General features: G+C 73.5%; 24 protein-coding genes. 8 read left to right on the forward strand and 16 right to left on the reverse strand.

The window, feature by feature from the left end:
* Nucleotides 1–65 precede the first annotated feature (65 nt).
* The 3 genes from AB0A69_RS20620 to AB0A69_RS20630 all read right to left on the reverse strand — a co-directional run bounded on the left by AB0A69_RS20620 (nucleotide 66) and on the right by AB0A69_RS20630 (nucleotide 3892).
* The gene (locus AB0A69_RS20620; RefSeq protein ID WP_361423648.1) at nucleotides 66–1262 is read right to left on the reverse strand and encodes an amidohydrolase; all 1197 of its coding nucleotides are present in this window, start codon (nucleotides 1260–1262) and stop codon (nucleotides 66–68) included.
* A 109-nt stretch (nucleotides 1263–1371) separates the two neighbouring features.
* Nucleotides 1372–2538 carry a spore photoproduct lyase family protein gene (locus AB0A69_RS20625; RefSeq protein ID WP_361423651.1) on the reverse strand — a complete coding sequence of 389 codons (1167 nt, stop codon included), beginning with the start codon at nucleotides 2536–2538 and terminating at the stop codon, nucleotides 1372–1374.
* 118 nt (nucleotides 2539–2656) lie between these two features.
* Nucleotides 2657–3892 carry an aromatic acid exporter family protein gene (locus AB0A69_RS20630; protein ID WP_361423654.1) on the reverse strand — a complete coding sequence of 412 codons (1236 nt, stop codon included), beginning with the start codon at nucleotides 3890–3892 and terminating at the stop codon, nucleotides 2657–2659.
* A gap of 167 nt (nucleotides 3893–4059) precedes the next feature.
* Between AB0A69_RS20630 and AB0A69_RS20635 the strand changes: the two genes are divergently transcribed.
* Nucleotides 4060–4875: an SDR family oxidoreductase gene (locus tag AB0A69_RS20635; protein WP_361423657.1), complete on the forward strand. Its 816-nt coding sequence runs from the start codon at nucleotides 4060–4062 to the stop codon at nucleotides 4873–4875.
* A gap of 106 nt (nucleotides 4876–4981) precedes the next feature.
* Here AB0A69_RS20635 and AB0A69_RS20640 read toward each other — a convergent pair whose 3' ends face one another.
* The 4 genes from AB0A69_RS20640 to AB0A69_RS20655 form a co-directional block, all read right to left on the reverse strand.
* Nucleotides 4982–6640, reverse strand: coding sequence for a catalase (locus tag AB0A69_RS20640; RefSeq protein ID WP_361423660.1), 1659 nt, complete (start codon nucleotides 6638–6640; stop codon nucleotides 4982–4984).
* Nucleotides 6641–6752: 112 nt separating this feature from the next.
* Nucleotides 6753–7535 carry a metallophosphoesterase gene (locus tag AB0A69_RS20645; RefSeq protein ID WP_361423663.1) on the reverse strand — a complete coding sequence of 261 codons (783 nt, stop codon included), beginning with the start codon at nucleotides 7533–7535 and terminating at the stop codon, nucleotides 6753–6755.
* A complete protein-coding gene (locus AB0A69_RS20650; RefSeq protein ID WP_361423666.1) occupies nucleotides 7532–7786 on the reverse strand; it encodes a hypothetical protein in 255 nt (84 codons plus the stop codon). The genes AB0A69_RS20645 and AB0A69_RS20650 overlap by 4 nt, the downstream gene beginning before the upstream one ends.
* Nucleotides 7783–8400 (reverse strand): nucleotidyltransferase family protein, encoded by a 618-nt coding sequence (locus tag AB0A69_RS20655; protein ID WP_361423794.1) that lies wholly within the window; start codon nucleotides 8398–8400, stop codon nucleotides 7783–7785. The genes AB0A69_RS20650 and AB0A69_RS20655 overlap by 4 nt, the downstream gene beginning before the upstream one ends.
* A gap of 111 nt (nucleotides 8401–8511) precedes the next feature.
* On the opposite strand from AB0A69_RS20655, the gene AB0A69_RS20660 reads away from it, so the two are divergent.
* Nucleotides 8512–8859, forward strand: coding sequence for a DUF6629 family protein (locus AB0A69_RS20660; RefSeq protein ID WP_361423797.1), 348 nt, complete (start codon nucleotides 8512–8514; stop codon nucleotides 8857–8859).
* Here AB0A69_RS20660 and AB0A69_RS20665 read toward each other — a convergent pair.
* From AB0A69_RS20665 to AB0A69_RS20675, 3 genes are read right to left on the reverse strand one after another with little or no spacing between them, the layout of a single operon-like run.
* Nucleotides 8856–9626, reverse strand: coding sequence for an amino acid ABC transporter ATP-binding protein (locus tag AB0A69_RS20665; RefSeq protein WP_361423669.1), 771 nt, complete (start codon nucleotides 9624–9626; stop codon nucleotides 8856–8858). The two genes, AB0A69_RS20660 and AB0A69_RS20665, sit on opposite strands and share 4 nt — an antisense overlap.
* 12 nt (nucleotides 9627–9638) lie before the next feature.
* On the reverse strand, nucleotides 9639–10439 hold the full coding sequence (locus AB0A69_RS20670) for an amino acid ABC transporter permease (protein ID WP_361423672.1): 801 nt from the start codon (nucleotides 10437–10439) through the stop codon (nucleotides 9639–9641).
* Nucleotides 10436–11212: an ABC transporter substrate-binding protein gene (locus AB0A69_RS20675; RefSeq protein WP_361423800.1), complete on the reverse strand. Its 777-nt coding sequence runs from the start codon at nucleotides 11210–11212 to the stop codon at nucleotides 10436–10438. The genes AB0A69_RS20670 and AB0A69_RS20675 overlap by 4 nt, the downstream gene beginning before the upstream one ends.
* 427 nt (nucleotides 11213–11639) lie before the next feature.
* Here AB0A69_RS20675 and AB0A69_RS20680 point away from each other — a divergent pair, with 427 nt between their 5' ends.
* The 3 genes from AB0A69_RS20680 (at nucleotide 11640) to AB0A69_RS20690 (ending at nucleotide 13875) form a co-directional block, all read left to right on the forward strand.
* Nucleotides 11640–12842 carry a hypothetical protein gene (locus AB0A69_RS20680; RefSeq protein WP_361423675.1) on the forward strand — a complete coding sequence of 401 codons (1203 nt, stop codon included), beginning with the start codon at nucleotides 11640–11642 and terminating at the stop codon, nucleotides 12840–12842.
* A 239-nt stretch (nucleotides 12843–13081) separates the two neighbouring features.
* On the forward strand, nucleotides 13082–13249 hold the full coding sequence (locus AB0A69_RS20685) for a hypothetical protein (protein ID WP_361423678.1): 168 nt from the start codon (nucleotides 13082–13084) through the stop codon (nucleotides 13247–13249).
* Between the two features lie 206 nt (nucleotides 13250–13455).
* On the forward strand, nucleotides 13456–13875 hold the full coding sequence (locus AB0A69_RS20690) for a cold shock domain-containing protein (protein ID WP_361423803.1): 420 nt from the start codon (nucleotides 13456–13458) through the stop codon (nucleotides 13873–13875).
* A 31-nt stretch (nucleotides 13876–13906) separates the two neighbouring features.
* On the opposite strand, the gene AB0A69_RS20695 is transcribed toward AB0A69_RS20690, so the two are convergent.
* The 3 genes from AB0A69_RS20695 to AB0A69_RS20705 all read right to left on the reverse strand — a co-directional run bounded on the left by AB0A69_RS20695 (nucleotide 13907) and on the right by AB0A69_RS20705 (nucleotide 15072).
* Nucleotides 13907–14212 carry a hypothetical protein gene (locus AB0A69_RS20695; RefSeq protein ID WP_361423681.1) on the reverse strand — a complete coding sequence of 102 codons (306 nt, stop codon included), beginning with the start codon at nucleotides 14210–14212 and terminating at the stop codon, nucleotides 13907–13909.
* A gap of 88 nt (nucleotides 14213–14300) precedes the next feature.
* Nucleotides 14301–14546 carry a hypothetical protein gene (locus AB0A69_RS20700; RefSeq protein WP_361423684.1) on the reverse strand — a complete coding sequence of 82 codons (246 nt, stop codon included), beginning with the start codon at nucleotides 14544–14546 and terminating at the stop codon, nucleotides 14301–14303.
* Between the two features lie 55 nt (nucleotides 14547–14601).
* Entirely contained in the window at nucleotides 14602–15072 is a 471-nt protein-coding gene (locus AB0A69_RS20705) for an NUDIX domain-containing protein (RefSeq protein WP_361423687.1), read from the reverse strand.
* A 43-nt stretch (nucleotides 15073–15115) separates the two neighbouring features.
* Here AB0A69_RS20705 and AB0A69_RS20710 point away from each other — a divergent pair, with 43 nt between their 5' ends.
* Complete coding sequence (locus AB0A69_RS20710) at nucleotides 15116–15883, forward strand: uracil-DNA glycosylase (protein WP_361423690.1); 768 nt, start codon at nucleotides 15116–15118, stop codon at nucleotides 15881–15883.
* On the opposite strand, the gene AB0A69_RS20715 is transcribed toward AB0A69_RS20710, so the two are convergent.
* From AB0A69_RS20715 to AB0A69_RS20725, 3 genes are read right to left on the reverse strand one after another with little or no spacing between them, the layout of a single operon-like run.
* On the reverse strand, nucleotides 15846–16997 hold the full coding sequence (locus tag AB0A69_RS20715; RefSeq protein ID WP_361423693.1) for an FAD-dependent oxidoreductase: 1152 nt from the start codon (nucleotides 16995–16997) through the stop codon (nucleotides 15846–15848). The genes AB0A69_RS20710 and AB0A69_RS20715 overlap by 38 nt on opposite strands.
* Complete coding sequence (locus AB0A69_RS20720; protein ID WP_361423696.1) at nucleotides 16994–18415, reverse strand: FAD-dependent oxidoreductase; 1422 nt, start codon at nucleotides 18413–18415, stop codon at nucleotides 16994–16996. The genes AB0A69_RS20715 and AB0A69_RS20720 overlap by 4 nt, the downstream gene beginning before the upstream one ends.
* Nucleotides 18412–19875 carry an FGGY family carbohydrate kinase gene (locus AB0A69_RS20725; protein WP_361423699.1) on the reverse strand — a complete coding sequence of 488 codons (1464 nt, stop codon included), beginning with the start codon at nucleotides 19873–19875 and terminating at the stop codon, nucleotides 18412–18414. The genes AB0A69_RS20720 and AB0A69_RS20725 overlap by 4 nt, the downstream gene beginning before the upstream one ends.
* 313 nt (nucleotides 19876–20188) lie before the next feature.
* Here AB0A69_RS20725 and AB0A69_RS20730 point away from each other — a divergent pair, with 313 nt between their 5' ends.
* Both AB0A69_RS20730 and AB0A69_RS20735 read left to right on the forward strand, forming a co-directional pair.
* Nucleotides 20189–21187 carry a hypothetical protein gene (locus tag AB0A69_RS20730; RefSeq protein WP_361423806.1) on the forward strand — a complete coding sequence of 333 codons (999 nt, stop codon included), beginning with the start codon at nucleotides 20189–20191 and terminating at the stop codon, nucleotides 21185–21187.
* 222 nt (nucleotides 21188–21409) lie between these two features.
* Nucleotides 21410–22936 carry an amino acid permease gene (locus AB0A69_RS20735; RefSeq protein ID WP_361423701.1) on the forward strand — a complete coding sequence of 509 codons (1527 nt, stop codon included), beginning with the start codon at nucleotides 21410–21412 and terminating at the stop codon, nucleotides 22934–22936.
* Nucleotide 22937: the final 1 nt, after the last annotated feature.

Here is a 22937-nt window from a genome sequence, read left to right on the forward strand (position 1 = left end):
ACGAAGCCCACGGCACCCGGGCCGGACCACCGGCGGCGGACCGGACCACCGGCGGCGGCCCCGCGTCACAGCCCGGCGGCGGCCTTGTCCCGCAGGCAGGCCCACGCCCGCTCCCTCACCTCCGCGCGCAGCAGGACGTCCGCCGCCGTACAGGCGAGCGCCTCGGCGGCCGCGAGCATGGCCCGCCGCGCACGCGGGGAAGCGGCCGCGGCCGCGAACCGCGGGGTGTGGTCCGCGCCGTCCTCCGGGTCCATGATCGAGACCCAGGGATGGATCGCCGGTACCCGGTTGCTGACGTTGCCGATGTCGGACGAGCCGAGGTAGATGCCCGGCACCGGCTCCGAGAGCCGCAGCCCCGCCCGCTCGATGTGGTCCGCGAACCGGCCGGACAGCACGTCGTTGTCGCGGAAGTGCTCGTATCCCTCGCCCACCCGCTCCACGTCCACCGTCGTACGGGTGGCGAGGGCGATGCCCTGCGCGCAGGAGCGCAGCTCCGCCTCCAGCTCCTCCCGGGCCGCCGTGGTGCCGCCGCGCAGCCCGAAGAGGCCCTCGGCGTACTCCGGGACGATGTTCGTGGCGCGGCCGCCGTCCGAGACGATGCCCTGGACGTGGGAGCCGGGCGGCAGCCTCCTGCTCAGCACCGGCAGGGTGTTGAACAGTTGGATGAGGGCGCCGAGCGCGTCGATGCCCTCCGTCGGGTTGCCCGTGGGGTGCGCGGCGCGGCCGTGGAAGCCGACCCGCAGCTGCGCGCTCGCCGTCAGCGGGGCCCACGTCCAGTCGTACACGCCCGGATGCACCATCAGCGCGGCGTCCACCTCGTCGAAGAGCCCGGCCTCCACCTCGACGACCTTGCCGCCGCCGTGTTCCTCGGCCGGCGTGCCGACGGCCAGCAACGAGCCCTCGACCCGGCCGAGCGCCGCCCCCGCGGCGAGCGCCGCGCCCAGACCGGCCGCGGCGATCAGGTTGTGGCCGCACGCGTGGCCGAGGCCGGGCAGCGCGTCGTACTCCAGCAGCAGCGCCACGCGGGGCTTCCCGCCGCCACCGGTCCGGCCGGCGAACGCCGTCGGCAGGCCGGCGACGCCCCGCTCCACCTCGAACCCGGCGGCCTCCAGCTCACCGGAGAGCAGCCGCGCCGCCCGGTGCTCCTCGAAGGCGGTCTCCGGGTCGCGGTGCAGCGCGAGGGCGACCTCCCACAACCGGTCGGCGCGCGCGGCGACCTCCTGGCGGACGCGGGCGTACACGGGCTCGAGGGCGTCGGACACGTCGGGGCCTCCTCGGGACGGCGGTCGGGCGGGCCGGCGCTCTCGCACGGCCTGGCGGACGTGTTCCACGCCTCCGCCACCCGATGCCCCCGGAGCCGTACGCGTCGGGTCAGAACGCGTACCGCACGCGCAGCCAGGGCGCGTGGGTGCCGATCAGCGCCGTGAGGCGCGCGACCGACTCACGCTTGACCTCGTTGCGGTAGCGGACGTTGCGGGCGCCGTTCTGCGAGCGCTTGGCCTGCTGCAGGGCGGGCTGCCACAGGACGTCCTCGGCGCGCGGGTGCCAGGTCCGGTTCACCTCGTGCAGCTCGCGGTTGTGGGTGAGCATGATGACCTCGGCCGCCGCCTGCGCCTTGACGGCGGGAGGCAGGACGTCGTCCATGTGGCGCAGCAGCTCGGCCCAGTCGGCTTCCCAGCCGGGCCGGACCACGACGGGGGAGAGGTTGAAGTGCACCTCGTACCCGGCGGCGAGGAAGTCGCCCGCCGCCGCGATCCGGTCCGCCACCGGGCTCGTACGGATGTCCAGGAGCCGCGAGTCGGCGGGTGGCATGACGGAGAAGCGGATACGGGTGGCGCCCCGCGGGTCGAGGCCGAGGAGCTCGGGGTTGACGTACTTGGTGGCGAAGGACGCCTTGGCGGTGGTCCGGCGCCGGAAGGCGTGGACGAGTGCGGCGGTGCCGTCGCCGATCAGCGCGTCCACCGAGCAGTCGCCGTTCTCGCCGATGTCGTACACCCACCGGTCGGGGTCGCACTGGTTGGGCTCCGGCTTGGGCCCCAGTCCGTCGATGTGGCGGTCCAGGGCCCCGATGATCTCCTCCACGTTGGTGAAGAGGGTGATCGGGTTGGCGTAGCCCTTCCGCCGGGGCACGTAGCAGTACGCGCAGGCCATGGCGCACCCGTTGGAGGCGCCGGGGGCGATCCAGTCGGCGGAGCGGCCGTTCGGGCGGACGTCGAACGACTTGCGGACGCCCAGCACGAGCGTCTGCCGCTTCACGCGCACCCAGCGGTCCGCGTTGCCCTCGTTGCCGTGCAGGTGCGGGATGTTCCAGTGAGAGCCCACCTCGATGAGGCGCGCGCCGGGGAAGCGGCTGATGATGGCGCGTCCGCGCGGGGACAGCGCGGCGGCCGGCTCGGCGTGGATCTCGGTCACGTCGAGGAGCTCGTGACCTCCCGGTTCCGGCCGGGGCTCCGGCTCCTCGGTGGTGCCCAGCAGCTCCTGGAGGCCGAAGAGGGCGTCCGGGCCATCGGGCGGCGGGGGTGGGGGCGGGCGGTGCATAGGTTCTCCACGGGGCGGCGGCACTCCCTCCAGCGTGCCACCCCCCTCTGACAGCGGCCGCGCCGAAGGCCCTCCGCCGCGGTCCCCGGGGCCTCCGCCGCCCCGCCGGCCCCGGGCCCTACGCCTCCACCCGGGGGCGGCGCTCCGCGCGGCGGCTGCGCAGCCGGCGGCCCAGGGCGAGGAACCGCGGGTGCCGCTCGCCCAGCTCGGCCGAGCGGCGGTCCAGCTCCTCCATGAGGCGCTCACTGCGCTTGTCGAGGTCCAGCTCGTCGAGGATGCGGTCGATCTCGGCGAGCAGCGCCCCGTGCAGCTGCCACTGCCGGGGGTGTTCCTGTACGTCCTCCAGGAGCATGTCGGCGACCCGGTCGCGGGTGGCCCGGCTCGCGGCGAGCGCCTCGGTCAGCTGCTCCTCGGCGCGCTCGGCGTTGGCCGCCACCTGGGTGGTGATCAGCCGGGCGAAGCTCTCGATGGCGTCGGCCATCTGCCCGAACAGCTCCTTGAGCCCGTCGGCCACGTCCGGTGGGAACAGCGACTCCTCGGTGCGGAACTTCGCCAGGTCGGTCAGGCTCCGGGTCAGCACCCGCAGCACCACGGCGCAGATCTCCAGCGTGTCCAGGCCGGTACGCAGCACGATCCGCGACAGCAGCCCCTCCCGCACCCGCGGGTTGTACATGAGGCTCTCCTCCGCCTGCCGCAGCGAGGCGTCGACCTCCACGATGTCGTGGTCCAGCCGCCGGGCCTCGTGCAGCCGGGCCGCCGCGTGCGCGAACGGGATGTGCCCCGCGCCGATCTCGTCGCCCATGGTCCGGAACATCCGGCCCATCCCGCGCGCCAGGCCGTCGATGGAGGCCCCGGCGCTCTGCACCCACACGGGCGGCGCGAACAGCAGGTTGAACAGCAGGCCGACCCCGGCGCCGATCAGCGTCTCCAGCACCCGGTGCCAGGCCATGGAGGCGATCTGCGACACACCGAGGACCAGCATGGCGCTGATCGCCACCTCCGGTACGAACTCGTCCACCCGTACCAGTCGTCCGATGATCAGCGAGGTGAAGATCGTCAGGCCGAGGCTCCACCAGGTCAGTCCGACCAGCGCCGAGAAGCCGATGGCGATGAGGACGCCGACCACGACCGAGTTCACCCGCCGGATGCCGGTGGTCAGGGTCGAGTAGAGCGTGACCTGCACGACCAGCAGCGCCGTGAGCGGCGCTGTCAGGGGAGAGGGCTGGTCGGGCAGGACGGCCAGTGCGACGACGAACGAGATGACGGCCGCGGCGGTCGAGCGAATGGTCTGAGCTGCGACAGGTTCGGTCGTCCGCCGCACCAGTTTGATCACAGGAGCTGATACTTCTGGCATTTCATTCCCCTGCCCGATCATCAGTCACTCAGTACACACGCGTCCCGGTAACCGCCCGGACGCCCGTGTTTGCCGCCCGGGTGACGTGGTACCGCCAAAGCCCTGACCACCGTCACCTGGCCACCGCCGAGTGACCACCGTCGAGTGACCACCGTCAAGGAGGAGCGATGCACTCACCCGCCCGCGATCGCGCCCACACCCCCGTCGCCGTCGTCACCGGGTCCGACTCGGGCATCGGCCGCGCCACCGCCGTGCGGCTCGCCGCCGAGGGCATGGACATCGGCATCACCTGGCACACCGACGAGGAGGGCGCCCGGCGGACCGCCGAGGAGGTACGGGCACACGGGCGCCGGGCCGCCGTCACCCACATGGACCTGACCAAGCTGCCGGACGCCGCGGGCGCGGTCGACCGGCTCGCCGAGGAGCTCGGCCGCATCGACGTCCTGGTCAACAACGCCGGCACCGGCACGGCCACGCCCTTCCTGGACATGGCGTACGAGACCGTACGCGGCGTCCTCGACGTCGACCTGATCGGGCCGTTCCTCTGCGGCCAGATCGCCGCACGCCGCATGATCGGCCAGGGCGGCGGCGGCCGGATCGTCAACGTCACCTCGGTGCACGAGCACCAGCCGCGGGTCGGCGCCGCGCCCTACTGCGCGGCCAAGGGCGGCCTCGGGCTGCTCACCCAGGTGATGGCGCTGGAGCTGGCCGAGCACGGCATCACCGTGAACGCGGTCGCGCCGGGCGAGATCGCCACGCCCATGACGGGCCAGGAGGACGAGGACGTGACACGGAAGTCCCGGCCGGGCGTACCGCTGGGCCGGCCGGGCGACGCGCGCGAGGTCGCCTCGGTCATCGCGTTCCTCGCGGGGGAGGAGTCCTCGTACGTCACCGGAGCGTCCTGGGTCGTGGACGGCGGGATGCTCCGGATGGGCCCGCAGGCCGGCTCCCACCTGGAGAGCGACGCCTGGCGCCGCCCCTGAGCCCCGCGCCGCCTCTGAGCCCTGAGCTCCGAGCCCTGAGCGCGGCGCACGACGAGGGCCCGCCCGGAACAGCCGGGCGGGCCCTGCGCCGTGCGCCGTCAGCGGGTCAGCGCGTCACCACATGCCGCTCGTCCGGCACGCAGTGCGTCATCGTCAGGCCCTCGACGTCCCGGGGCGGGTTCTCCCCGAGGTTCGCCAGCCGCTTGCGGTCCTCCTCGGTGAGGTCCTGGCTCGCGAGCGGTTCGAGGTGGGCGACGTCCTGCGGGCTGATGCCCAGGCCCTCGCCGACCCGGAGCCCGAGGTCGTTCTCGACCAGCAGGAAGTGCCAGACCATCCGCTCCTGCACGGGGCGGTCGCACTGCTTCAGCGCGTTGACGAAGTTGTGCACCAGGTCGTCGCGCTCCCACTGCTCCATCAGCAGGTACCGCTGCCCGGCCTGCAGGTAGTCGTTGGTGCGCGGGATCCGCTTGCGGGTGAGCCGGCCCCGGATCTCCGGGCCCTGCTCGTCGTGCGTGGGGTACCGCCCCTCCCGCAGCCCGCCCCTGATCGACGGCTCGTAGTTGACGTCGGGGTTCTCGCCGTGGCCGTCCTGGCGGTACGTCATGAAGCCGTCGCGCTGGTTGGTGCGCACGTCGGCGTTCTTGGCCTGGTTGACCGGGAGCTGGAGGTAGTTCGGGCCGACCCGGTAGCGCTGGGTGTCGCTGTACGAGAAGGTCCGGCCGACCAGCATCTTGTCGTCGGAGAAGTCCAGCCCGTCCACGAGGACGCCGGTGCCGAAGGAGATCTGCTCGTTCTCGGCGAAGAAGTTCTCCGGCATCCGGTTGAGCACCATCTTGCCGACCGGCTTGGGCGGGAAGTCCTGCTCCGGCCAGGTCTTGGTGTCGTCCAGCGGGTCGAAGTCCAGCTCCGGGTGGTCGTGGTCCTCCATCATCTGGACCAGCAGCTCCCACTCGGGGTAGTCGCCGCGCCCGACCGCGTCGTACAGGTCCTTGGTGGCGTGCCCGAGGTTCTCGGCCTGGACGTTGGCCGCGTCCTCCTCGGTCATGCTGCGCACGCCCTGCTTGGGCATCCAGTGGTACTTGACCAGGACCGTGTTGCCCTCCTCGTTGACCCACTTGTACGTGTTGACGCCGAAGCCCTGCATGTGGCGGTAGTCGGCGGGGATGCCCCGGGGGCTGAAGAGGTTCACCAGCATGTGCATGGACTCCGGGGTCTGCGACATGAAGTCGAAGATCCGGCGCGGCTGCTGCTGGAAGGTGACCGGGTCGGGCTTGAGCGAGTGGATCACGTCCGGGAACTTGATCGCGTCCCGGATGAAGAACACGCCCAGGTTGTTGCCGACCAGGTCCCAGTTGCCGTCCTCGGTGTAGAACTTCACCGCGAACCCGCGCGGGTCACGGGCGGCCTCCGAGGAGTCGCGGCCGCCGATCACCGTCGAGAAGCGGACGGCCAGGTCGGTGCGCTTGCCGCGCTCCTGGAAGATCTTGGCGCGGGTGTAGCGGCTGATCGGTTCGTCGCCCCAGGCGCCGTACGCCTCGAAGTAGCCGTACGCGGTGACGCCGCGGGCGTGGACGACACGCTCGGGGATGCGTTCCCGGTCGAAGTGGCTGATCTTCTCCAGGAACTGGTAGTTCTCCAGCGTCGCCGGGCCGCGGGCGCCGACGGTGCGCTGGTTCTGGTTGTCGTAGACCGGGTGCCCCTGGCGGTTGGTGAGCACCTTCCGGTCGTCGCCGGGCGCGGGACCCCGGCTCGATACGTCCGTCACGATCCTCGGCTCCTTTTGATGCCATCTCTACGGTTTGGTCCGATGTGTCGCAGTATCCTCCGTTACCCCCGCTTCGTGGAGGACTAACGCGAGCGCTGCGCCACTGCCGCGACTACCGCACCGCCCCAGCCCGCTCCCGCGTCCGCGTGCCCTCCCCGTCCCTGGACGCCGTGTGCACCGGCAGGTGGTAGATGGCGAAGGCCCGGCCGATCACCGGCTGGGCGACGTTGCGCACCCGGATCCCCTCGCTGGTCATGCCGTGTTCGACGCCCATGTGCGCGTGACCGTGTACGGCCAGGTCCGCGCCCGCCTCGTCCACCGCCTCGGCGAGCAGGTAGCTGCCCAGGAACGGGTAGATCTCCAGCGGTTCGCCCGCCAGCGTGTCCGGCACGGGGGAGTAGTGCGTCAGGGCGATCCGCACCGCGCAACCGGCCTCGTCCAGGGTCTCCAGCGACCCCCGCAGGGCGTCCGCGCAGCGCCGGGTGTAGCGGATGAACGACTTCATCTCCGGCTCGCCGAACTCACCTCCGCTGCGCCCGGCGAAACCGCCGCAGAACCCCTTGGTCCCGGCGACGCCGACCCGTACCCCGTCGATGGAGAGCACGGTGCCCTGGCCCTCCAGCACCGTCACACCGGCGGCGTCCAGCGCCGCCGTCACCTCCGTCTCCTGATCGCTCTGGTAGTCGTGGTTGCCCAGGACCGCCACGACCGGCACACCGAGACCGGCCACCTCCCCGGCGACCACCTCCGCCTCCTCGACGGTCCCGTGCCGCGTCAGGTCCCCCGCCAGCAGCAGGAGGTCCGCGCACTCGCTGAGCGTCTCGAAGGCGGGTCGCAGCGTTCCGGCGCTGTCCGGCGCCAGATGGATGTCGCCGACGGCTGCTACTCGGATCACGACAGCTCCTCGGAGTGGTCGGGCGGGTTCGCGGAGGCCACGACCAGGTCTTCGCGCAGCGGGAGCCCGGCCAGTTCCTCCTCGGCGATCCGCAGGATCTCGGTGCGGCATGCGGTGCTGGAGACGGTGCCCCACAGCATCACGCTCGTGCCCCGCTGCTCGATGCGTACGCCCAGCTCGGCGATGTCCTCGCTGGCCAGCCGGTCCCGCAAGTGGGCGATGCGGTACTCGGCGGTGTCGGCCGCGCTCATGACGGTCCCTCCCGTCGTTCGGTGACCGGTTCGATCACGTTCAGGCGCTCCAGCAGGAACAGGAACGCCTCGGGCATCGCGGACCCCCGGCTCTCGCGCCGCAGCAGCTCCCAGTCGATCTTCTCCCGCAGCGTCCGGGTGATCGGCAGGACGGCCCCGAAGTCGCAGTGGTGCTCGGAGAAGGCCGCCAGCAGGCTGCCCACGAGGTCCGTCGGCGCGAGCACCGGCATCCGCACCGAGTCGACCGGCAGGACGTCCGCGCGCTCCAGCAGGTCGGGCGTCACCGGGTGCCGGGCCAGCTCGAAGATCAGGTCGATGTTCTCGCCGTGGGCCGTCGCCTTGATCAGCCAGTCCTCCGGCGGCTTGCGCACCGGGATCCCGGCGCCCTCCAGCACCCGGGCCACCTCCTCCGCGTCCTCGCGCAGGATCGCGAAGTCGGTGTCGTGCTGGAGGTTGCCCGGCACGCCGTGCGCGTACGCCGCGACGCTGCCCGCCAGCGCGAACCGGAGCCCGGCGCCCTTGAGCAGCCCCGCCACCTGTTTGGTGGCCTCCAGGATGGCCTGCATCCTGTCCCGTGGCAGCCAGGCTTCCCCGGCCGCCCCTCCGCCACCCATGGCGACGTCCAACGGCACGGCGGTGGGGTCGCCCTCCACCGCTCTGCCCCCGGCCAGCCGCAGCCCGGCCGGTTCCTCCGGCCCCTCGGGCCGGGTGGCGTCGTGCGAATGATGTGTCACGGTGCTCCGTCCTCCCCTCCTCGGCTGCAGGAGGGGGTTCGGGTACCCGCAATCCGCGAAACGACCCCCCGTCCGAGGGGATCATTGGAAGGACACACCCGAATGGTGTCGTACGCGCCGCTGCTGATCGTCGGCTACCTCGTGGCGACGGTCGGCGCGCTGCTGCCGGCGCGGGACATGCTCCTACGGCTGCTCGGCGCGGTCGTCGCGGCGGGCGCGATGGTGTGCCTCCTGCTGTGGCGGCTGGAGTCCGTCTCCACCTGGTGCGCCTTCGCCGCCGTCGCGTCGGCGCTCCTGCTGGTCCGGGCGCTCCGTACCGACGCCGTCCCAACCTCCTAGGACCTCTCCTCGGGGCCGGGGGCCGCGGCCGGGTCCAGGATGCGGGTGAGGAAGTGGCGGGTGCGTTCATGGCGCGGATCGCCGACCACCTGCGCGGCCGGGCCCTCCTCGACGATCACGCCGCCGTCCATGAACACCACCCGGTCGGCGACCTCTCGGGCGAAGCTCATCTCGTGCGTGACGACCATCATCGTCATGCCCTCCGCCGCCAGCATTCGCATGACCGACAGCACGTCGCCCACCAGCTCCGGGTCGAGCGCCGACGTCGGCTCGTCGAAGAGCATCACCTCCGGGCCCATCGCCAGCGCCCGGGCGATCGCCACCCGCTGCTGCTGCCCGCCGGACAGCTGCGCCGGATAGGCGTCCGCCTTGTCGGCGAGGCCGACGCGCGCCAGGTTCTCGCGGGCGACCTTCGCCGCGTGCTCCTTGCCGCGTCCCAGCACCCGCCGCTGCGGCAGCGTCAGGTTCTCGGTCACCGTGACGTGCGGGAAGAGGTTGAACTGCTGGAACACCATGCCGATCCGGCGGCGTACGGCGTCGATGTCGACGTCCAGGTCCGTGACCTCCGTACCGCCGACGAACACCGTGCCCCTGGTCGGCTCCTCCAGCAGGTTCACGCAGCGCAGCAGCGTCGACTTGCCGGAGCCGGACGGCCCGATGACGCACACCACCTCACCGGTGGCCACGTCCAGGTCGATGCCGCGCAGCACCTCGTTGGCACCGAAGGACTTGTACAGCCCCCGGATCTCGATCTCGTTCTCTGGCATCGGCGTCGTCCCTCACTTCGCCCTGGCGGCACGGGCCTCGAGGCGCCGGGCCAGGAAGCTCAGCGGAATCGTCACCAGCAGGTAGCACAGCCCGGCGACGAGGATGGGCGTGGAGTTGGCGGTCTGGCTGGCCAGGTCGCGCCCGAACTTGGTCAGCTCCCGCTCCTGCAGCGTCACCCCGAGGAACAGCACCAGCGAGGAGTCCTTGAACAGCAGCACCAGCTGGTTGGTCAGCGGGGGGATGATGATCCGGTACGCCTGCGGGAGGATCACCGACACCATGGCGCGGGCGTGCGAGAAGCCCAGGGAGCGCGCCGCCTCCATCTGGCCCTTCGGCACGGCCTGGATGCCCGCCCGGATCGTTTCCGCCATGTACGCCGCGGCCACCAGCCCGAGGCCGAGGGCGACGTTGCCGTACGTACCGCCGGGGATCTCCGTACCGGGGAACGCCAGCGGTACGGCGACCCCCACGAAGATGAAGATCAGCAGGGCGGGCAGGCCCCGGAAGATCTCGATGTAGACGCCCGCGGCCCACCGGTACGGCGCCACCGACGACAGCCGCATCAGGGCGATGAGCAGGCCCAGGACGAGACCGAAGACGAACCCGGAGACGGTGTACACCACCGTGTTGCGCAGCGCCGTGGTGATGATGTCGGGGAAGAGCCGGGTGGCCAGGTCCGCCTGCGCGAACTGGTTCTGCAGGCGGTCCCAGTCCGCCAGGACGCCGAGCAGGACGAGGGCGGCGACGAAGACCGCGTACTGCACCCCCTGCGAGATCCGCCGCCGCTGGCGCCGCGTCAGGCGTGAGGTCACGAGACGCCCTTGGGCATCGGGCCGATCCACTCCTCGTACACCTTCTTGTACGTGCCGTCGGCCTTGGCGTCGGTGATCGCCTTGTCGATCGCGGCGCGGAGCTTGTCGTTGCCCTTCTTCACCGAGAAGCCGTACTGCTCACCGGTCTCGATGTTCTGCCCGAGCGCGAACGCGTCGGCGGTGGCCTTCTCCTTCAGCCAGCCCTGCACGACCGGGTAGTCGATGACGACCGCGTCGACCTGACCGGTGCGCAGCCCGTTGAGGACGGCGTCGGAGCTCTCGAACGCCACCGGGTCGAAGCCCTGGCTCGTGGCGTAGCTCTCGCCGGTGGTCTCCGCCTGCGCGCCCAGCTTCAGCTTCTTCGCCTTGACGTCCGCGAGGGTGGTGGCGCCGCTCTTCTTGCTCGCCAGGAGGGCCTGCGTGGCGTCGAAGTAGGGGACGGAGAAGTCGACGTTCTTCTTGCGCTCGTCGGTGATCGTCATGCCGGCGGCGGCGAGGTCGCACTTGCCGGAGTTGAGGAACGCGCCCGTCTTGAAGTTCTCGAACGGCGTGTCGAGGATCTTCTGTTCGACCTTGAGGTTCTTCGCCACGAGGTCGACCAGCGCCACGTCGAAGCCGACGATCTCGCCGTTCCGCTCGAACTGGAAGGGCGGGTACGGAAGATGGGTGCAGACGGTGAGCTTGCCCTTCTCGACGACGGGCACTCCGCCCGCGGCCTCACCGGGTCCCTCGTCGCCGTTGCCGCACCCGGCGACCAGCACCAGGCCGGCCACGGTGGCGCAGGCGGTGAGGACGGTACGGGGACGAGGGGCGCGCTTGCCGACGGTTGTCCTGAGCACGGTTGACCTCCATGACCGGGGAGCGGCGGACGGTACCGGGTGAGGCGACCGCCGACCATGATCGTATGCCACCCCGGCCGGGACGTCGCGGCGTTTGCGTACGCCTGTGCGGTCGCCGGTCCGGTCGCTGACCCGGCCGCTGACCCGGCCGCTGACCCGGCCGCCGGTCCGGCCGCCGGTCCCGACGCCGGCGGGGACGCCGTACGGAGCCCGGGGCCCAGGGCGTCACGGGCGGCCTGTCCCGGGGCCCCCGGGCCGGGACCGGGGCCGCATGGGGGCCGGCGCCTCATGCCGCCGGGACGCCGGGCGGCGGAGCTTGAAGGGGCGACATTCCGAACCCCACGCGATGAGTGAGCCCCCCATGATGCGCACCACTTCCGCAGCGTCCTTCGACCGCGCCATGCTCACCGGCAACGTCCACTACCCCGTCCTCGTACGGAGCGGTGACACCGGCCGCGACGAGCTCACCCGGCGCGCCGCCGGACTCGCACCGGACGCGTTCTGGCTCGTCTCGCGTGCGGGTCTGCCCGAGGCGCACACCGCCTGGGCGGAGCGCCTGCTCGGCCCGGTCGCCCCCGTGCGGCGGCTGACGGCGCCGGACACCCCCGACGCCCCCGGCAGCCCCGACGCGTCCTGGGCCGTGCGCCCCGCGCCCGGCTCCGTGGTCGTCGCGCTCGGCGGCACCGGCGTCCTCGACGCCGCGGCCCGCCTGGCCGTCCGCGCCGCCGACACCGCCCGGGGCGACCCCACCGGGCGCGGACCGCGGCTGATCCTCCTGCCTACCACCCCCCGGGCCATGACCGACACGGCCTTCACCCTGGAGCGCCCCGGCGCCCCGGGCACGGCGCCCGCGCTGGTCTGGGCCCAGCTGGACCTGCTGACCACCCTTCCACCCAGCGCGCTGCGCTCCGGCCTGGCCGCCCTCGTCAGGAACGTCCTGGCGGTCAGCCCGGCGTTCTACGACTCGGTCGGCGCCCTGCTCAGGCCGGACCTGACCGGTTACGACGCGCTGCCGCTGGCACGCGCCGTCGCCCTGAGTGCCGAGATCCGCGCCACGCTCATGTGCTACGACCCGCGCGAACAGGGCCCGGCCACGGCGTTCCGCTACGGCCGCACCGTCGCCGACGCCCTGCTGTCGCTGCGGACCGGGCTGGGCCACGGCGACGCCCTCGCGCTGGGCATGCTCGCCGCCGCCCGGATCGCCGTCCTCGCCGGGCTGCTCGGCCCGGCCGCCGAGCGGGCCCACCACGAGCTGCTGGACCGCTGGGGAGCCCCCCGGGAGCTGCCCGCCCCGCTCACCGCCGCCGACGTGGCGACCGCGCTGCGACGCGGCCCCACGGCGGGCCCCGTGCCCCTCCCGCACACCCACACCCACACCCACACCCACGGCCTGTTCACCACCGACGGCCCCGCCCCCGGCTGGACCGTCGCCACCGCCAAGCCGGTCACCTACCGCGTGCGCTTCGCGCCGGACGTGTTCGCGCCGGACAACCCGGCGCTCGCGACCGCCGGAGCCGCCGACGGAGCGCTGGCCCCCTCCCGGCGGCTGCTGGTCGTCAAGTAGCGCGTCGACATGCTCTACGGCGACGCGATCCGCGCCTACTGCGACGCCCGCGGCCACGACGCGTACGAGATCCACGTCCTGCCGGCCCACGAGCGGCTGAAGACCATGGAGTCGGTGTACTCCGTGGTGGAGGCCATGGACCGGTTCGGCGTGACACCAGCCCCATGCGCCCGGGGCGGGGAGCGAACCAGACTCGTGAGCGTCGGACCACACACCACGAGCGATACGAGGAGTTCCCCATGGCCCGCACCCGAGCCCGCACCGTGGCCGCGGCAGTGGCCGCCGCCACCGCGGCAGCCGCAGCCGTCCACAGCTGGGTGAAGCACCAGCAGGACCAGCCCCGTCAGCGGTACTGGCAGCGCTTCGGCGCCAGAGGCTCGAACAAGACCTGCTGGCCGAAGCGCTGACCCCGAGCGCCGCCCCGGGCGCCGTCCTCGAGCGCCGCCTCAGGCGCCATCCCGGGCGCTGACCCCGAGCGCCGACCACACGGGCCTGGCATCGCCGGGCCCGTTCCCCCGTACGTCGGTGACTTCTCTCCCCGGGCCGTACCCCACGGCCGCCCGCGCCTGTAGATTCACGCCGCAGAAGTGGTGTTGGCGTGGAGGTAACGGCTGTGTTGATGGTGGGCAAGATCCTGCGGTTCGACGAGGTCCGCGGTTACGGGTTCATCGTCCCCAGGGAAGGGGGCGAAGACGTGTTCATGCACGCGAACGACCTGGTGGACGACAAGTACCTGTACCGAGCGGGGCGCGAGGTGGAGTTCTACCTGGAGATGGGCGACAAGGGCCCCAAGGCCTCGGAGATCCGCCTCGTCGACCAGCCCGCGCGCCGCCCCGCGGTGCCCGCGCCCGCGCCCGCGCCGGGAGACGACCCGGACGACGACACGCTGGACGTGCTCACCACGGCGGAGTTCCAGGCCGAGCTGACCGAGGCGCTCATCGACGCGGACGGCACCCTGACCGCCGCCCAGCTCAAGCGCGTCCGCGCCAGCGTCACCGACCTGGCCCGCTCCTACGGCTGGCTCGACGCCTGACCCCCGCCGCCCCCCGCCCCGCGCAGGTCGTTCAGCGTTCCTCGTCCGGGTAACCCCACTCGATGACGCCCTTCGCCGCCGGGGCGGCCTCGGTCACGGCGAACGCGAACGAGCTCTCGAACTCCGGCTGCCAGCGGCCGAAACGGGTGATGCTGAGCGGGAACCGCGTCTCGCCCGACACGAAGTGGACACCGTCGTCGCAGGCCGTGCCGTAGCTGATCTGGTCCTCGATGCCCTCGTCGCGCAGCAGCTCGCCGATCGATGCGGCGACCGCCTCGGCCTGTGCAGCGTCCGTGAGCTGAGAGACGGTGAAGTGGATGTTGATGTTGACCGACATGCCCGCAGGCTACCTCCCGCCGTCGACGGGGCAGGCCCCGCCCACGGGCGACGGCAGGAGGCCGAGGGCGGTCTCGTGGAACCATCGGTCAGTCCCGGTCCGGAGGCGGCGCGGGGGCACGCAGCGCCGAGGCCAGCCGCAGCAGACGGGTCTCGTTCCCCCGCAGGCCCGCGCGGGCGAGGGCCTCGTCCGCCTCCGCCAGCGACGACGCCAGGTACACCCCGGCCATCGGCGCGAGCTCCGGGTCGCCGAGCACCGCCTGCGCCGCCTCCACGAGTCGTAGGTACGCCTGGGCCGCCGCGCGCTCACGCATGCCGAAGGTGGTCGTGGTCATCTCTCGCTCCTCGTCGACCGGTTGGGAGTTCCACTCTCCCGCACGGCACTGACAATCAGCGTGCGCGGACGTACCGCTCCAGCCGCTCCAGGAACTCCCGCTGCGCCGACACCAGCCGGGGCGCCGCCTCCTCGGGCGTGCACCACGCGACGCGGTCCACCTCCGGGAACTCCCGTGCCACGCCCGAGCCGCGCGGCCACTCCATGGTGAACGTGCCGGGCACCACCGCCTCCGGGTCGAGGTCGCCCTCCACCGCCCACACCGTGACCACCTTGCCGCCCGCCTGCCGCACCTCGCCCAGCGGCACCGCGTCCCCGTCCGGCACCGGCAGCCCCAGCTCCTCCACGAACTCCCGGCGCGCCGCCGCCTCGGGCGACTCGTCCGCCGCGTACTCGCCCTTCGGCACCGACCAGGCCCCGGCATCGCGCGAGGCCCACAGGGGCCCGCCCATATGGGCGATGAGTACCTCCAGGCGCCCGCCGGAGGTGCGGAACAGCAGCAGACCCGCGCTTCGCTTCACCGTCATACCGAAACGCTACCGTCGGTCCTACAGCTCGAACGGAGGACCGATGCCAGCAGAGCCCAGCTCACCCGACCAGCCGGACTTCCCCGCGTACGAGGCCGCCCGTGCCGCCTCCGTCCCCGGGCTCGACGAGCGCGTCACCCACTGCCGCGCCTGCCCCCGCCTGGTCGCCTGGCGCGAGCAGATCGCCCGCGAGGGCCGCCGCGCCTACGCGCGCTGGGACTACTGGGCCCGCCCCGTTCCCGGCTTCGGCCCCGACGACGCCGCACTGCTCGTCGTCGGCCTCGCCCCCGCCGCCCACGGCGGCAACCGTACCGGCCGCATGTTCACCGGCGACCGCTCCGGTGACGTCCTGTACGCCGCGCTGCACGGCCTCGGACTCGCCAGCCAGGCCGAGGCGACCCACCGCGACGACGGGTTGCGCCTGTACGGGGTGCGCGTCACCGCCCCCGTCCACTGCGCCCCGCCCGCCAACAAGCCGACACCCGGCGAGCGCGACACCTGCCGCTCCTGGCTCGCCGGCGAACTGCGGCTGCTGCGCCCCACCGTCCGCGCGCTCGTCGTCCTCGGCGCCTTCGGCTGGCAGGCGGTCCTGCCCGCGCTCTCCGCCGCCGGCTGGGTGGTGCCCCGCCCCCGCCCGGCCTTCGCCCACGGCGCGCACCTCACCCTGCCCGCCGCCGGGGGAGGGGAGGACCTGGAGCTCTTCGGCTGCTACCACGTCAGCCAGCGCAACACCTTCACCGGCCGCCTCACGACCGACATGCTGACCGACGTCCTCAGTCGCGCCGCCCGCGCGGCGGGACTGCGACCGTGACCCGGACCGGTCCGCCGTCCGGATCGACCCGGCCCGTCCAGCCGCCCGCCAGCATCACCGAGCGTGACGGCGCGACCGGGCACCACACCCGCTGCCGGTGCAGCACCGCACCGTCCTGATGTACCGTCACCACCGGCAGCACCAGACGCTCGCGCGTACGCAGCAGGAGACCGCCGGCCACCGGCCCGTCGATCCGGTTCGGCACCACCCAGCGCAGCGGCGCGTCCACCACGACGGGAACCGGCCGACCCGGCCAGGGAGCACGCCCGGCCAGGTGGGCCAGGACCGCCCCCGCCACCGCCCGGCCCTCCGCGGCCGCCCTCCCGGCACCCTCCACGGCGTGCAGCAGGTCGCCCACCGCGAACACGCCGGCCTCCGACGTACGGAACGCGCCGTCCACCGCCGGGCCCCGTGTGCCGGGGTCGAGCACGAGGCCGCCGTACCGCGCGAGTTCGTGCTCCGGGATCCAGTCGCCGCTGAAGACCACGGTGTCGCACGCCAGGGTCGCCGTCCGCCCGTCGCGGTGGCGCAGCCGCACGCCCGACAGGCGCCCACGGCCCAGCAGTTCGGTCACCGTCGTCTCGCCGAGCACCGGGACGCGCCCGGTCCCCGGACCGAAGGCCGCCGGCATGCCCCGCGGCTCCTCCGTGACCAGCGCGGCGACCTCCACACCCGCCCGTCGCAGGGCCCGTACCACGTGGCGGGTCACCGGCTCCTCGGCCCCGACGACCAGCGCGCGCCGGCCCCCACCGCACCCGGACGCCGTCCGCAGCACCTCACCCGCCGTCAGCACCCCGGCCGGCCGGGTCCCCGGCACCAGCCGCGCGGCGCGCGGCCGTTCCCGGGCGCCGGTCGCGAGCACCACCGCCCGCGCGGTGATCCGCTCCAAGCCGCCCGGACCCGTCGTGTCGAGGGTGCGCGGTCCCGCCCACCCGGTGGCGGTGACGCCCGTGCGCAGCACCGCGGCCCCCGGTCGCCTCAGGTCAGCGCGGGCCTCGCGCTCCAGCACCTCGACCGTGCCCGCACCCGCCGCGGCCAGCCGGGCGGCCGCGGCGCGCCCCGCCGGTCCCGCCCCGACCACCAGCACGTCGACCGTACGCGTACGACGGCTCATGGCCGGGCCTCCTCGAACAGCGCGCGCACCGCCGCCCCGCACACGGAGCCCTGGCACCGCCCGGCCCGCGCCCGCGTCCGGCGCCGCAGCCCGTCCAGCGAGGCGGGCGGGATCACAGCGGCCAGCGCGTCGCGGATCTCGCCGCGCGTCACGCGCTCGCAGGGGCAGACGATCGTCCCGTACGCGGGGTCCGCCGCGATCAGTTCGGCGTCGAGGTACGGCCGGGGGAACGCCTCGCCCACGTTCGGCATCCGCACCTTCGGCAGCTCGCGCGCGGTCCCGGTCTCCAGCCCCGCCTCCCTCAGCAGCCCCACCACGTGCGCGCCGATCGCCAGGGACGCGGTCAGCCCGGTCGAGCGGATACCGCCGACCGTCACGTACCGCTGCTCGGCGTGGCACGCGATCCGGTAGTCGCCCTCCTCGGTGGCGGCGCGCAGCCCCGCGTAGACCGCCGTGACCTCCTCGTCCAGCAGCTCCGGCAGGATCCGGCGGCCGTGCTCGCGCAGGAACGCCAGCCCCTCGGCCGTCGTGCCCGTCGCGCCCTTGTCGTCCAGGTCCTCGGCGGTCGGCCCGAGCAGCACCTTGCCGTGCACGGTGGGGGAGACCAGCACGCCCTTGCCGAGCGCGGTGGGCACCGGCAGCAGGATGTGCTGGACCAGCCCGCGCGCGAACGCGTCGAAGACGATGAGCTGCCCGCGCCGCGGCCGTACGGTGAAGTCGCGGTGCCCCAGGTGCCGGTCCAGCTCGTCGGCGTACAGCCCGGCGGCGTTGACCAGGTGGCGGGCCCGCAGCACGCCCCGCCCGGTCGCCACCTCGTGCCACCCGTGGCCCGCGCGGGCCGGGCGGACCGCCTCCACCCTGCACCCCAGGTGCAGATCGACGCCGGCGCGTACGGCCTGGGTGGCGTACGCCAGCGTCGTCGTCCACGGGCAGATGACGCTCTCGTCCGGCACGTGGAGCGCGCCGAGCGCGCCGGGGCCCAGACGCGGCTCGCGGGCATACAGCTCGGCGGCGCCGACGATCCGCGCCCGGTGGTAGCCGTTCCGCTCCGCCTTCGCCGCGAGCGCGGGCAGCGCGGCGCGCTGCTCCTCGTCCCAGGCGACGAGCAGCGCGCCGAGCCGCTCCACCGGGATGCCGGTCTCGGCGGCGTACGCGGCGAGCCGCCGGTGCCCGTCCCGGACGAGCCGCGCCTCCAGCGACCCCGGTACGGCGTCGAAACCGGTGTGCAGGATGGCGGTGTTCGCCTTCGAGGTGCCCTCGCCGACATCGGCGGCGGCCTCCACGACCGCCGTACGCAGCGGAAAGCGGGCCAGCTCGCGGGCGACCGCGCAGCCCACCACCCCCGCGCCGACGACGATCACGTCGTACGGCTCCGACGGCACCGGCCCACCCCGGGTCACGCTCCCGGTGCCGGTCATCGGGGGCCGTCCACGAGCGCCGCCACCGCAGCCCGGAAGGCGCCCATCCGCTCGGCGGCCTCACTCGCCGGGACGCGCGGCTCGTAGACGGCGGACGGCTTCCACTCCGGCAACGCCCCCTCCACGGAGAGCGAGGGGTCCAGGCCCAGCCGCGCCAGCACGGCGGCGCCGAGCGCGGTGGCGTCGGGCAACGCCGAGACCTCGACGGGGCGTTGCAGCAGGTCCGCCTGCGTCTGCATGAGCAGAGCCGACCGGGTCAGCCCACCGTCGACCCGCAGCACGTCCAGCGGCGCGCCCAACTCGGCGCCCGTCGCGGCCGCCAGCTCCACCACCTGCGCCGCGATGCCCTCGCAGAGCGCCCGCACCAGGTGCCCGGCCGTCGTGTCCAGTCCGAGCCCGGTCACCGACCCGCGCGCGTCGTCCCGCCACCACGGCGCCGCGAGCCCCGCGAGCGCCGGTACGAAGGTGACGCCACCCGTGTCCGGCACGGAGGAGCCCACCGGGTCGAGGTCGGCCGCGCCGCCGATGACCCCGAGGTCGGTGAGCCAGCGCACCGCCGAGGCGGCCGCGTACACCTGCCCGTCCAGGCAGTAGGAGGTCCGCCCGCGCAGCCGCCAGGCCACGCAGGAGACCAGACCCGAGCCGCCGCGCCGGGGCCGGTCGCCGGTCTGCGCGAGCAGGAACGCCCCGGTGCCGTACGTGCACTTCGCCGCGCCGGGGGCCGTCGCGCCCTGGGCGAGGAGCGCCGCCTGCTGGTCGACGAGCAGGCCGGTCACCGGCACGTCCGAGCCCCCGGCACCGCCAAAGCCGCCGAAGAGCGACGTGGTGCCCACCGGCCCCGCCGCGTCCACGATGGCGGGCAGCCGCTCGTCGGCCAGGCCGTAGACCTCCAGCGCGTACGGCGACCAGTCGACGGTGTCCAGGTCGAGGAGCTGGGTGCGGCCTGCCGTGGCCGCGTCGGTGACGAACGCGCCACCGCCCGTGAGCCGGTGCGTCAGCCAGGCGTCGCTGGTGGTCACCACGCCCTCGCACGTGAGCCGGCGGCGTATCCAGGCCATCTTCGGCGCGGCGAAGTACGGGTCGAGCGGCAGCCCGGTCGCCGCGCGCAGCGCGTCGCCGTGCGGCGCGAGCTCCGCGCAGACGTCCCGCGCCCGCTTGTCGTGCCAGACGATCGCGTCGGTGAGCGGCTCGCCCGTCCTGGGGTCCCAGGCCAGGACGGTCTCGCCCTGGTTGGCGAGACCCATCGCCGCGACCGGCTCGCCGGCGTCGGCCAGCGCCGCGCGCCCGGCGGTGACGACCGAGGCGAGCAGCTCGTGCGGATCGACCTCGGCCCGTCCGCCCGGCAGCCGCCGGGGCCGCACCGGGGCCGTGCCGGAGCCGATCACGCCCCGCTCGGGGCAGACCACCAGCGCCTTGGTGCCCGAGGTGCCCTGGTCGACGGCGAGTACGGGGCCCGTCATCGCCCCTCCTCTCCGGTCGTCACGTGCGCCCTTGCGGGGCCGGTAACAGGCATCGGGCTCCTCCGACTTCTGGCTGACTGCTCGGTGACTTCTCGCCAAGTTCCTTGTTTGGCCGAATGGTTACGACCTTTGTCAAAAGTGGATCGCAATCGTCCAGCACACTCTATAGTGATCGCCGATCAACGCCGCGTAATCGGCTGCCAGTTCGCTCGTCCGTTCCGTGTTCCATCTGCCACCCCCCGCTCAGAGGATCCATGACCAGCACAGCCCCACCGGCCGCTCGTCCGGCCTGTCCGCCCTCGGGGACGAGGTGATGCCCGGCCACGACTTCCGGCCGGTGTACCACCCCGCGGGACACGACACCGCCTTGCGCGCGGTGGTACAGGACCTCCGGACCGGGCGCTGGCTCTCCATGGCCCAGCTCCTCGCCGACACCACCGACTGGTCGCTGTGGACCCAGCGCACCCAGGTGCTCGCGGCCGTCGCCGCGGGCTCCGACGTCGTCCAGGCCTGGCGGGCGGAGGACCCGTACAGCGTCGCCGCCACCGTGATGCACGCCCGGGTCGCGGCCGAGCGCGCCGTACGCGCCCACCGCGAGCGGCACCCGCGCACCCAGGAACTCTGGCAGCTCGCCTGGCAGGCGTGCCACACCGCCGCCCGGGTCTCCCCGGCGGACCCCGTGCCCTGGGTGTGCCTGCTGGCGCTCGCCGTACTGGACGAGGGCCAGCGCATGGAGGAGCACCGCCTGCGCCCGCCCGGCCCGATGCTGCCGCCCGGCCCGTGGGGCCTGCTCGCGGAGGCCGACAAGCGCGACCCGCACAACCGCGAGGCGTACCACCGGATGCTCCAGTTCCTCTACGCCCGGCGCCCCGAGCCCACGTCCGGGTCGCTGTCCGAGGCCGTGAACTTCGTCCAGTGGGCGGCCGGTTCCGCCCCGCCCGGCTCGGCCCTGCACGTCCTGCCGCTGTACGTACGGGTCGAGCGCTACCGCCGCGAGCGCGGCCAGGAGAAGGCGCTCGACCTGCACTGGGTCGCCGAGGACGCCACCCGCGACGCGCTGCGCGCCCTGCTCGCCTGGTTCGACCACGCCGTCCCCGCCACCGCGTCGCTGCTCGACCTCAACCACCTGGCGCACGCCCTGTGGGGGGCGCTCCGGTTCACCGAGGCCGCCCCCGTCTTCGAGGCGCTCGGTCCGTACTACACGCCGCAGCCGTGGGCGTACCGCACGGACGACCCGGGTGACCGGGCACTCGCCGAGGAGGTGTTCCGGCGCGCCCGCACCCGCTGCCTCGGCGCGGCCCGCGACGGCTGAAGCGGCTCCGGCGACGGCCGGACCGGCGCCCGCGACGGCCGAAACGGCACCCCGCGACGGCCGAAACGGCACCCCGCGACGGGTGAACCGCCCTTCCAGGACGGCCGGACCGCTTTCCGCGGCGGCCCCACCGCTTCCCGCGGCGGCCGAAGACCGCACGACGCCCGGCCCCTACCGCCACCCCTGACGTCCCCCCTGTCACCACCACTCGGAGGTACCGCCATGTCCCGCACCCTGTGGGCCCGCCCGGAGCGGCAGGCCCCGCCCCTGGACGACGAGCAGCGGCTCAGAGAACTCGGCTACCAGCCGGTCCTGGCCCGCCGCATGGGCAGCTTCGGCAACTTCGCCATCAGCTTCTCCGTCATCTCCATCCTCTCCGGCTGCATGACCCTGTACGGCTTCGGCCTCGGCACCGGCGGCCCGGCCGTGATGCTCTGGGGCTGGGCGGGCGTCGGCCTGTTCGTGCTGTGCGTCGGCATGGCGCTCGCCGAGGTCACCAGTGCGTACCCCACCTCGGGCGCGCTGTACTACATGGCCGACCGGCTCGGCGGCCGCCGCTGGGGCTGGTACACCGGCTGGCTCAACCTGCTCGGGCTCCTCGGGGCGATAGCCGGCATCGACTACGGCGCCGCGCTCTTCACCGGCGCGTTCCTGAACCTCCAGTTCGGTTTCGTGCCCACCGCCGGCTCCACCTTCCTGATCTTCCTCTGCATCCTGCTGCTGCACGCCGTGCTGAACCTCTTCGGCGTCCGCCTCGTCAGCGTCCTCAACTCCATCAGCGTCTGGTGGCACCTGACCGGCGTCGCCGTCATCGTCGGCGCGCTCGCGCTCGTGCCCGACCGCCACCAGTCGGCCGAGTTCGTCTTCACCGAGTTCGTCAACGACACCGGCTGGGCCAACCCCTTCTACGTGGCGGCCATCGGCCTGCTCCTCGCCCAGTACACCTTCTCCGGCTACGACGCCTCGGCCCACCTCTCCGAGGAGACCTCCAACGCGTCCGTCTCCGCCGCCAAGGGCATCGTCCGGGCCATCTGGGTCTCCTGGATCGCCGGTTTCGCCCTGCTCGCCGGGCTGACCTTCGCCATCCAGGACTACGCGGGCACGCAGAACAGCGCGACCGGCGTACCGCCCGCGCAGATCCTCATCGACGCGCTGGGCACCGCCGGCGCCACGGCCCTGCTCCTGGTGGTCATCGTGGCGCAGCTTTTCTGCGGCAACGCCGAGGTCGCCGCCGCCAGCCGCATGGTGTTCGCCTTCAGCCGGGACAACGCCCTGCCGGGCTCCGCCCTCTGGCGCAAGGTCAGCAGCCGTACCCAGACCCCGGCCAACGCGGTGTGGCTCTCGGTCGCGGTCGCGGCCGTGCTCGCCGTCCCCTCGCTGTACTCGGCGACCGCCTACGGCGCCGTCACCGCCATCAACGTCATCGGCATCACCCCCGCCTACGCCATCCCGATCTACCTGCGGCTGCGCGCGGGGGACCGCTTCCAGGCCGGGCCCTGGTCGCTGGGCCGCTGGTCCAAGCCCATCGGCTGGACGGCCGTCGTCTGGGTCGCCGTCGTCACCGTGCTCTTCTGCCTGCCCCAGAAGGCACCGGTGACCATCGACTCGATGAACTACGCCGTGATCGCGCTCGCCGTGGTGCTGATCCTGGCGAGCGTGTGGTGGTACGTCGCCCGCCGCTCGTACGGCACGCCCGCGCCGTACGGCAACGCCCGCGAACAGGCGGAGATCGCCGAGGGCATCGTCTGAC

Source organism: Streptomyces sp. NPDC045431, from assembly GCF_040646655.1.
In the GTDB taxonomy this organism is placed as follows: domain Bacteria; phylum Actinomycetota; class Actinomycetes; order Streptomycetales; family Streptomycetaceae; genus Streptomyces.